Source organism: Actinotignum schaalii FB123-CNA-2, from assembly GCF_000411135.1.
Taxonomy (GTDB): domain Bacteria; phylum Actinomycetota; class Actinomycetes; order Actinomycetales; family Actinomycetaceae; genus Actinotignum; species Actinotignum schaalii_A.
Genome location: NZ_KE150262.1, coordinates 686,574 through 696,847 on the forward strand (window position 1 = coordinate 686,574; position 10,274 = coordinate 696,847).

Sequence of the window (10,274 nt, forward strand, 5' to 3'; positions counted from 1 at the left end):
CTCGATCACCACCCGAGTTTTCCGCGGCAATCCGCGCTTTTCGGAGAGGTGACCACGCTGCAGGCGGGCGTCGTCGTACCAGATAGACGCCGTGTGGGCGCCTCTCGGCGATCTCACGCCGCAGGCGAAAGAAGTTCGACGCCGCTTTTTCTGTCGCAAGCACGCACTAGGCTTTCAGATATGAACGCATCGGTACTCGCGGTGGCCCCGGCTGCCTGGAAAGCTCTTTCGCTCGCGCCCTTACTGCGGGCGGAAAGTGAGGCGCCCACGCCGGAACCCACCCCCACCTCGGATCTGCACGAAGTTGCGGAACAAGCCGTCGCCGCCACGGTTGATATCGCGCAGCTGCTCGGGGTGTGCCTGCTGGGTGCGCTCATCGGCTGGGTGATTGCCGTGGTCATCGTGGCGGTGGTCAAGGCCGGTTTCCGGCGGCATACCGGGCTGATCGATGTGGTACGTGGCATCCAAGTGCCCGCGCAATTCACGCTCGCGGTGGTGGGCGCGCGCTTCGGGGTGTTCTCCTATATGGAGAATTTCCCGGAACAGGATCGGCCCAATTGGTCGCCCGTGCTCAAGCACCTGCTGCTTCTCCTCATTATCGCGGGCCTGACCTGGCTTCTTGTCGGTGTGGTCAACGGGGCAGCGCGTGCGTACCTCAAATTCGTGGAGCGGGTGGCTGAAACGCGCTATCGTCGGGTGCAAACCCAGCTGCAGATTTTGCGGCGCTTGGCGGTAGCCCTCATTGTCGTGATTGGTGTGGCCGCCATGCTCATGACCTACCCGGGTGCAAAAGCCGCCGGCGCTTCACTTTTCGCCTCCGCGGGCGTGATCTCCCTGGTTGTTGGTATTGCTGCGCAATCCACTCTGGGCACCCTCTTCGCGGGGCTGCAACTGGCTTTCTCGGATTCCATTCGCGTCAATGACATCGTCATCTGGGATGGAAATATGTGCACCGTTGAGGAAATCACGCTGTCTTATGTGGTCCTCAAAGTGTGGGACGGCCGGCGCCTCATCGTGCCTTCCAATAAACTCACCTCCACCACGTTTGAAAACTGGAGCCGCCGCGATCTGGATATTACGGGTTCGGTGGTCCTCCAGCTGGACTGGAGCGCTCCCATCGCGGAGCTGCGTGCCGAACTTGACCGCATCCTCGCCAATACCGATCTCTGGGATGGTGACACCGGCACCCTCGTGGTGGGGGATGCCTCCACCGCGAACGGTCTGCAAGTCTCTGCGATTGTCTCCGCCTCCTCACCCGGCGAACTCACCGACTTGCGTAACCACGTGCGTGAAAAGCTCATCGTGTGGTTACAAAACAACGCCCCGGATGCCTTCCCGCACACCCGTTTTTATAACGACGCCGCAGCCTCTTCCGCACCCGGCGCTCTTCTCGCGGAAAGTAATGCGGAGCAAGCCGAATCCGACTCGGAACATTCGGGAAGCAATACGGCTGGCGAATCGCGCGAAGCCGAGGCCGAAGAAACTGAGAAAGTCGCGGCTGAGGAATCCGCACAATCCGCGTTGGCGGAGGTTGAAGAGCCGGCTAGTCCCGCGGTTCGCGAAGTTTCCCGTACCTCCATCGGTGTCCAGGAACAAACCGAGCCGGATACCACCTTCGACCCGCAGGACTACCGGGAAACTCGTATCCTCTCCGCAGCTGATATTGAAGCGGCGGTGCGCCCGGAGCGGGTACCCGTAGCTAGCCGCCCCGCAAGCCCCGCCGGCACGGAAGGCCCGGCCACCCGGATCCGGGAAGGCCACGAAGCCTCGCTGTTCACCGGATCCATCCAAGCCGAAAAACGCGGCCAAGAATTCTCCGGCCCGGGTGCTGAAGTCCTGGCAGAGCGCGAACATAATGCTGCGCGCCGCACCGGTCAGCAAGAACCCGTCCACGAAGCCGGCAAGGTCCCGGCAGAATCATCGGCTCCTCCTACCGCGGTCTTCCCGGCAGTTTCCGGAGAAGCGGATGAAAGTGACATCACAAAGCAAACTGACAGCAATGAGGAAATTGAAGAAAGGACAGCACATGGCACAGATGCTCCCGCAAAGTGATGAAGAATGGGCCCGGGTTCTCACCCCGGCAGAATTCACGGTTCTGCGCCAAGCCGGAACCGAAGCGCCCTTCACAGGTGAACTCCTGAACGAAAAACGCGAAGGTATCTACCGGTGCCGGGCCTGCGGGGCAGAACTCTTCCGCTCCACCACCAAATTCGATGCCGGATGCGGCTGGCCTAGCTTCTATGACCCCTCCCGCAGTGACGCCGTGCGAACAGACGTTGATTACAAACTCGGATACCCGCGCACCGAAGTCCGGTGCGCCACCTGCGATTCCCACCTCGGGCATGTCTTCCCAGATGCTCCCCATACTCCTACCGGGCAGCGCTACTGCATGAACTCCGTAGCACTCGCCTTCGAACCTGAAACCGAGCCCGCACCCGGCTCCCAGGCCTCGCCCGCACCCGGGCCGCTATCCGAACCCACACGTAAGTCCACCACCGCATAGATTCGGTAGAATCACCGGTGTTGTACACCGCGGCCAACGGGGCTCTCCCCGGGCTGGCGGTGTCCACCGGGTCGCGACAAAGGAGAAACCATGCCGAGCCTTCATGTCATGTCCGCAAACCTCCAACAAGGTAAGGCCTCACGGCGCCCGCGCCCGGGCACGGACAAAGTGGCATGGCAGCGCGAATCCATTAGTAAAGCCATTCGGCAGATCACCGCCGCCGGCCCGGATCTCCTCGCCCTTCAAGAACTCAAAGTCACCACCCCCGGAGGATACCTCTACGCGCCCCTCCTCGCCGCAGGCAACTACCACGAAGCCATTTTCGCGCCCACCAAGAATGAACGCAGCCGGCTCCGCGCCACCAAAAAAGGGCAGGCCCGCGGCGTTGGCACCGCACTTCTCTCCGTCTACCCCATCGGTGCTAGGGAAGTCATCAACCTCCCCGTCCACCAGCAAGAAACATGGCTGAAAACCCTGCGGACAAATATCGGGATTGGTGAAATTCCTCGGGTTGCGATCCTCGCAGAAATTAAAGTGGCGCCTGGGCACTCCGTCGTCGTCGCCGCAACGCACCTCACCTACACGTACCGTCTCAACGTCACGCAACTCCGTACCGTAGCCGGAGCCCTCGCCGGGTTTGCCCAGCGCTACGGCCTGGAAAATGCCCCGCGCCTCATCATCGGGGACCTCAATATCCGCGGATGTGACGTACCCCTAGCAGCCACCGGATACGAAGCGGCCGCCGAAGCCCTCACCTACCCCTCCGACGAGCCAGAAAGTCAAATCGACCATATCCTCGGAACCGGGGTCGAAGTGCGGGCTGCGGAAAACCTCTTCCTGCCACTCTCCGACCACCGTGCCCTGCGCGCTACCGTCGTCTGGAAATAGGCTCGCCCCGCCACTGCCGCACCGCGCACTCGAGATACGCCCTCACACCTGAAGAACTCTGTCTACACTAGTGCTGTTATGGCTTCTGTACTGCTCAACTTTTGGGTGATTATCGCGATCATGCTCGTCGGCTACGTCGTCGCGCGCTGCAAAATCGTACCCCCGGGAAGCGACCGTACCCTCACCCAGCTCGTCTTCTACACCACCCTGCCGGCACTCATGTTCACCACCCTGGCGAACTCCGACCCGGCGTCCTTCTTCGGAGTGAACGGACTAGCCAATATCATCTCCTCGGTAGGGACCGGACTCATCTACACAGCCCTGGCCGCGACCCTGCTCAAAAGCCGAGGGACCGAACTTACCGTCGGCGCGCTCGTTGCCTGCTATACCAATATTGGCAACCTGGGCGTGGCCTTCCTCGTGGCCATCACCGGCGACCCCACCCCGGCCGCTCCTATCCTGCTCTTCCAAATCCTCGTTATGGTGCCGGTATTCTTCTCCATCCTCGACAACCAAACCGGGAAGAAAACGGAAGGGCTGTGGCGCACCATCCTCTCCCGCCTCAAAAACCCGCTACTCATCGCGGTCTTCGCCGGGCTCATGGTCGCCCTCCTCAAGATCCCCATCCCGGAACTTGTGTCCGCACCGCTCACCAAAATGGCAGGTGCCAACGTTCCCATTATTTTGCTAGCCATGGGAATGTCCCTGCGCGGGGCGCACCTGCCCCGATTCGGGCGCGAAAGCGCACCCCTCTTGCTCGGTATCTTCTGCCGGTTAGTCCTCGGGCCGCTTATTGCCTTCGGAGCCGGCTACCTCTTGGGCGCGCGCGGCGAAGCCCTCATGGCGATAGCCATCATCGGAGCGTTCCCCACGGCCAACAATGTGTTCGTTTACGCCCACCGCTACCGCTCCGGCGTCACCATGGCCCGCGACGCCGTTATCATCACCACGGTCGGTTCGCTCCTCGTTATCCTCCTCATTACCGTCATCGCGCAAACGGTATAAGGGCGCTTTCGCCATGAGGCCACTTTCGGTATGAAGCCGCGCCGGCGGAATTACATGCCGCGGAGCTACTGGCCCTTAACCGGGTTGTAATCAGGGCCGGGTACCTCCCCATCCACCTCAAAGCCCGGCTGGTCAAAGGCATAATCCGGTTCCGGAGCCGCGGGGGTAGGGGAGTTAATATCCGTGGTATCGAGCACGCGATCCTCCCCGCCGGGGGTGTACGACGCCGCCCTCGCCGTGACCGGCGAGGGAGATTCCTCCGCGCGGGTATTGAGCTCCTTCGCGTTGTATTCCAGCAGCTGCTTCGCCACCGCAGTACCCGCCAAATCGCGCAGATCCAACTCGGGAAGCTCCGTAAGCGGCTTGTCCGGGGTACGGCGCAGCACCTTGAAAACTTCCCACACGATAGAAATAAGCGGAATCACAATAATCGCACCCAGCAACCCCGCCACGAACGTACCGGCCGTCACGCCCACCGCAATAACCACCGGATGGAGAGAAACCTGGTGCCCCATAATCAGCGGCTGGAGCACATGCCCCTCGAACTGGCCAATGAGCGCCACACCCACCAGCACCACCAAGGAGATAACCACACCCTTGGTGGCCAGAGCCACCAGCGCCGCAATAATCATCGCCGCCGGAGCACCGAAAAGCGGAATAAAAGCACCGATGACAACGAGCGTCGCCAGGGGAGCGGCGAGCGGCACCCCGCAAGCCACCAGCAGAATCGCGGCCATAACACCGTCGCATAACGCAATAAGAATCGTGCCGCGCGCATACCCGGAGAAGCTGTACCACCCGGCGGTAGCAGCAGCGTGGGTGCGCCGCCGCGCCCGATCCGGTAACACATTAATAAACCAAAGCCACATATTCTTCCCGGCTGCCAGGAAGAAAATTGAGCAGAAAAGCGCCAGCGCAACTAAGGTGAAAGCCAAAGCTACCGTGCCGGCCTGCGAAAGCGCCGTCGACGCAATATTTCCCGCGTTATTCTGCAAGTACGTAGCCACACGTTCGATACCCTCGTTCAGGCCCTCGCGCAGCTCATCGACCGTAATATTAATCGGAATCGGCCCGTTCGCAATCCAATTAAAAATGCCATCAAGGCCGCGTTGCATCTGTTCGGACAGGCTCGACCACTGATTCGCCACCGAATCAACAATCCAGTAAATAATCCCACCCAATGCCGCGAACAGGCCCAGCAAGGCCAACGCCGTCGCCAGCGCCCGCGGCATAATCCGATCCAAAATATTGACAATCGGATGGAGAAGCGAGGTCATCACCAGCCCGAGGAACACCGCCACGAGCACCCACTGCACGGACGCCGCCATGTGGAAAATGCCCCAAATGGCAATTACCACGCCGATAAGCAGCCAGGCACTCACGCCCCACGTCACCAGAACCGGTTGCACCCCAGCCGGATGAATCTCCACCACGGTGCGCTGCGAACGCCCACTACTATCAGCAGGATCCTTCGCGTAACGCTCCACGGCCTCCTCGGCCACGCGCTCAATCTGTTCGCGCCGCGACACCGCCGAGCGAATTCGATCCATCAAGGAGGGTGACTTCTTTGATTCCTTCACAAGCTTTAGCTTACTGAAGAACGGCCTGCGCCGGGCGCGTTACGGCACGAGCGTTAGTACGCGGGCGTGCCGTGTGCGGTGGTACGACGCCGCCGCCTCCCCGCCGCGCTACTCATTTGGCCGCAACAGATCAATTTCGCTTTCCAGCCACTCGGCGAGCTCACCCGCGGCAATATGCGCATCAATCTCCACTTGCTCATCCGGTTCCTCAATACCAACGAGGAACGACTCTCCGCATTCGCCGAAAGGTACCGCGATGACCTCCCCATCCTCGCTGCCCGCCCACCAGAACTCCGGGCTGTAGCCGGCCGCGGCCAGAGTCTCCCATACCACCCGGGCGCGCTCCTCATATTCGGGAGTGAAACGCCCCACCGGCGTGCTCCACGCATCGGGCAAACCATCCGGAATACGCGGGAATACCGCCGCCGGATCGCGCCCTTCAAGCATCTCAGCAGGCACAATCCGCGGAGTGTCCCGCTCGCTCACCCGCCCGGGGGCCACCGGCCGGAGCTCCAGTAGCTCGCTGCCGCGCGCTCCCGCCACGTCCGGTGCACCTGCCTGGAAACGCGCGGTTCCCAGGGCCACCAACTGCCCGGCCAACGGTGCAAAATCCGCTTTCCCCTCGCCCGGTTCGGTGAGAAGCGCCGTGACGCCGGTGGAAACATCCGCGGCCGGAGCGGCGGAAAAGATAAGGGCGGCGTCGTCGGAAAGGACACGGCGCTGCTCGGAACCGTTCACGTACGTGATCGCAACAAGGCAAAAGCCCTGCTCGGAAGGGGTGATATCGAGTGCGGCAAGCGGCTGCCCGGAAAGGGTGAGGGAGGTGATATTCATGCTTCGAGGATACTCCCCGGCGGCCTGTGTTAGCCTGGGCCCGGGCGCGCACCAACCGCCGCGGACGAGGGAGCCGTACCCGCCCAGCGCAAAGACGGCCACCGTAACTATGGCGTGGATAATATTGCTGCTCTCCGGAGCGCTCGAAACTGTGTGGGCTGCGGCCCTGGATAAATCCGACCATTTTTCCAGGCGCGGGCCGGTCGCGGTCTTTGTGCTGGCGCAAACACTTTCACTGCTCGGCCTGGCCTGGGCCATGCGCGAGATCTCCACCGGCACGGCCTACGCGGTCTGGGTGGGGGTGGGCGCAAGCCTCACGCTGATCTACGGTTGGCTGAGCGGCCAGGAAAGCACCTCACGTGCCCGCGTGCTGCTGCTTATCGTGCTCCTCGCTTCGGTGGTGGGACTCAAGGTGGTGGGGTAATGGCCTGGGTAATTCTGGTAGCTTCCGGTATTTTCGAGGCCGTATGGGCGACGGCGCTCGGCGAGTCACGCGGGCTCAGCCGCCCGTTGCCGGCGATTGTGTTCGGCGTGGCGCTCATTGTATCCATGTGGGGTCTCTCCCGGGCGCTACGCGAGATTCCGCTCGGTACTGCCTACGCGGTGTGGACAGGGATCGGTGCGGTGCTCACCGTGGTGATTGCGGCCGCACGGGGAGTCGAGGAACTCAGCGTGCTGAAAGTGGTGTTCCTATGTGGGGTCGTCGGTGCGGTGGTCGGGCTGCGGGTTGTAGAACGAAAATCGGCTGGCTACCACGAGGGTAGCCAGCCGATGAACGTTCCGGTTAACGGAGATGCTTAGGAAGCACGACGATGCCGTACGACAGCCGCGCTACCGAGTGCGAGAAGCGCAAACGCGCCAGCCGTCAGTCCCAGAGTTGCCGCGCCCGTTGCCGGAAGCGCAGGTCCCTCCGCGGGGCTGCTGATAGTCACGGTGAAGGACGCGAGCTTCGTCCCATCCTTGGCCAGGGCCGTGACCGTAATAGTAGCGCCCGGCTTGGCGTTCTTATCGAGGCTTAGCGTGATGGAGCCATCCGCATTGAGTGCGGCGGTACCCGGGCCGCTCACCTCAAGGGCGACACCGCTCGGAACCGCGCCACCTTTGTTCTTGACCTTAATCGTCTTACCCGCCGGAGCACTGACACTCGGCCATTCCGGAGCTGTCGGGGCAACTACTGCCGGCTTTTCAGGCTGGGGTTGGGGCTGCGGCTGCGGTGCGGGATCCGGTTGCGGTTCCGGTTGCTGTTCCGGCTGCGGTGCGGGATCCGGTTCGGGCTGCGGCTGCGGTTCCGGTTGGGGCTGCGGTTCCGGTTGTGGTGCCGGTGCAGGATCCGGTTGGGGCTGCGGCTGCGGTGCGGGATCCGGTTGCGGTTCCGGTTGCGGTTCGGGCTGCGGCTGCGGTTCCGGTTGGGGCTGCGGTTCCGGTTGCGGTGCCGGTGCAGGATCCGGTTGGGGTTGCGGTGCCGGTGCAGGATCCGGTTGGGGTTGCGGTGCCGGTGCAGGATCCGGTTGGGGTTGCGGTGCCGGTGCAGGATCCGGTTGGGGCTGCGGTGCCGGTGCAGGATCCGGTTGGGGCTGCGGTGCCGGTGCGGGATCCGGTTGCGGCTGCGGTTCGGGTTGCGGCTGCGGTTCGGGTGCCGGCGGTTTTACCTCGGGAGTCTCCCACTGTGCGTAAAGGTTCGTGCCAACTGTGATGGCCGGAGCATTGGCCACATCATAGGCCTGGTTGCCGGCAGCATCGGTGCTCCAGCCCTTGAAGGTCTTGCCTTCCTGGGTAGGCGCGACGGGGTTGGTCTTTGCGAACCAGGAGTTCACCAGCTTGGTTGCTTCGTCGTCGCCAGCGACATTCCCGTCGTTATCAACGACGGGCGCCGTCGTACCCTTGAGGCAAGTGAAAGGTGAACCGGAACCGAAGGCAGTGCCCACGCTGGTCAGGCAGGTGTACACGGTTTCGGAACCGCCCGCGGCGGCATCGCCCATATGAACGGTGACAGTGACGGGCCGGCGTACGAAGGTGAGCTTATCTTGCTGGAGGTTTCCAAGTTTCGTGCTCAGTGCCGCAACATCAGCGCCGCCAATCGGCTCACCCTTGGGGTCCGTGAGAGTGCCCTTTTCGAGCACCGCACCGGTTGCGGGGTCGATCTTATCGACGGCGCGCCAGGCAGGCCCGTAGTTATCCGCCAGCAAATTGAGCCCCGTGAGACTGCCAAGCAGGTCGGTTTGAGTGATGGTGCTCTTCTTACCGAGAGTGAGAGTGTGTAGGTATTTCGCGAAGAGCATGCGCGGGCGGTAACCGCCGTCGGTTCCGGTGAGATCCCAGCCGGAAATATCGAGACTGCGGATCTGCGATTCGTTGAACATATCCGAGGTGTCACTCAGCCTCGGAGTATCCCACCCCGACAGGTCAAGGTCACGTACCCCGGAGCCGCGGAATGTTTGCCGCGCAGTTTCCAAAGCAACCGGTCGCCAGGTTGAAATCTTGAGATCAGTAAGCTTGGGTGTCTTCGCGAAGGTGGAAGTCATATTGTATACCTTGCTAACATCCCAGCTTGATAGATCAAGAGAGGTCAGCGAGGCATCCTCATAAAAGAGGTTAGAAATATCTTCAATTTTGCTGGCATCAACTTTGTCGAGACCTTTAATAGCGCGCAGATTCGGCATCCGGGAAAACACGGTTGTTGAACCGCCTCCGAAGCGCCCTTCGAGCACCATTTTCTCAGCCCCCACGGGGATGAGTTCCATATTGACGACGGCGTTGCGATCCCACGGCGGTATTCCACTATTCGCCACTGCTGGAATGGCTGGTCCCCGGAGGAAGAGTGTGCCATCGGTGAGGCACCACTCGGCCTTATCCCAGGTATTCCACACGCTGCACTGCGCTGCGGAAGGTGGGGCGGGATTGACGGGCTCCGCGAAAACTGCTGGCGCGAGAGCGGTGGAGGTCATCACGGTTAACAACCCCGCCGCCACCAGCTGCCTAGTGCGTTTTATAGTCACAGTAGTATTCCTTATCTTGGGTGGGAAGCTTCTGTGCCTCCCTCGTGCGGATGGCCATAATGGCAGGTCATCAATTAATTATACCGGTATTAGGCATGATTATTGAATGAATGCAAAGCGGGGATTTTAGTATTTTCGGTAAATAGAAATGACGAGATTGTGGAATGGGCTGTGGTGGCCGATGTGGGCTGGTGCTTTGCTTGTATAACCGCGGGTGGGCGAAAAGGGATAGCCCGGGGAGGGGTAGCGTAATGGTAGGCCCCGTGGTGTCTAGTTTCAGGACATATGTCCATCCCACCCCACCACAACCTAAACACGCATGTCCCACGACATACGTCCGCGCATGTCCCACGACATCCGTCCACACTCAAACCAGCAAAATGAGACATGACGTTCTCAAGAAACCGTGCCCTCGTCCTAGCAATCACCCAGGGCAACATGGACATCACCCAAGCCAGCCAACAGTTC

Annotated in this window: 9 protein-coding genes; 6 read left to right on the forward strand and 3 right to left on the reverse strand. The window is 61.4% G+C overall.

Annotation, left to right across the window (positions count from 1 at the left end; translation table 11 throughout):
- Positions 1 to 180 precede the first annotated feature (180 nt).
- The 4 genes from HMPREF9237_RS08835 (at position 181) to HMPREF9237_RS02790 (ending at position 4,396) form a co-directional block, all read left to right on the forward strand.
- On the forward strand, positions 181 to 2,052 hold the full coding sequence (locus HMPREF9237_RS08835) for a mechanosensitive ion channel family protein (RefSeq protein WP_016442204.1): 1,872 nt from the start codon (positions 181 to 183) through the stop codon (positions 2,050 to 2,052).
- Positions 2,027 to 2,503, forward strand: a complete 477-nt coding sequence (msrB, locus tag HMPREF9237_RS02780; RefSeq protein ID WP_016442205.1) for a peptide-methionine (R)-S-oxide reductase MsrB — start codon at positions 2,027 to 2,029, stop codon at positions 2,501 to 2,503. Before HMPREF9237_RS08835 ends, msrB begins: the two co-directional genes overlap by 26 nt.
- 90 nt (positions 2,504 to 2,593) lie before the next feature.
- A complete protein-coding gene (locus HMPREF9237_RS08840) occupies positions 2,594 to 3,391 on the forward strand; it encodes an endonuclease/exonuclease/phosphatase family protein (protein WP_016442206.1) in 798 nt (265 codons plus the stop codon).
- 78 nt (positions 3,392 to 3,469) lie between these two features.
- Complete coding sequence (locus HMPREF9237_RS02790; RefSeq protein ID WP_016442207.1) at positions 3,470 to 4,396, forward strand: AEC family transporter; 927 nt, start codon at positions 3,470 to 3,472, stop codon at positions 4,394 to 4,396.
- A 65-nt stretch (positions 4,397 to 4,461) separates the two neighbouring features.
- Here HMPREF9237_RS02790 and HMPREF9237_RS02795 read toward each other — a convergent pair whose 3' ends face one another.
- The gene (locus tag HMPREF9237_RS02795) at positions 4,462 to 5,946 is read right to left on the reverse strand and encodes an AI-2E family transporter (RefSeq protein ID WP_016442208.1); all 1,485 of its coding nucleotides are present in this window, start codon (positions 5,944 to 5,946) and stop codon (positions 4,462 to 4,464) included.
- Positions 5,947 to 6,084: 138 nt separating this feature from the next.
- Positions 6,085 to 6,810: a hypothetical protein gene (locus HMPREF9237_RS02800; protein ID WP_016442209.1), complete on the reverse strand. Its 726-nt coding sequence runs from the start codon at positions 6,808 to 6,810 to the stop codon at positions 6,085 to 6,087.
- Positions 6,811 to 6,919: 109 nt separating this feature from the next.
- Between HMPREF9237_RS02800 and HMPREF9237_RS02805 the strand changes: the two genes are divergently transcribed.
- Entirely contained in the window at positions 6,920 to 7,234 is a 315-nt protein-coding gene (locus HMPREF9237_RS02805; RefSeq protein WP_016442210.1) for a DMT family transporter, read from the forward strand.
- Positions 7,234 to 7,611 (forward strand): DMT family transporter, encoded by a 378-nt coding sequence (locus tag HMPREF9237_RS02810; protein ID WP_016442211.1) that lies wholly within the window; start codon positions 7,234 to 7,236, stop codon positions 7,609 to 7,611. Before HMPREF9237_RS02805 ends, HMPREF9237_RS02810 begins: the two co-directional genes overlap by 1 nt.
- On the opposite strand, the gene HMPREF9237_RS08845 is transcribed toward HMPREF9237_RS02810, so the two are convergent.
- Complete coding sequence (locus HMPREF9237_RS08845; RefSeq protein ID WP_016442212.1) at positions 7,608 to 9,806, reverse strand: BspA family leucine-rich repeat surface protein; 2,199 nt, start codon at positions 9,804 to 9,806, stop codon at positions 7,608 to 7,610. The two genes, HMPREF9237_RS02810 and HMPREF9237_RS08845, sit on opposite strands and share 4 nt — an antisense overlap.
- Positions 9,807 to 10,274: the final 468 nt, after the last annotated feature.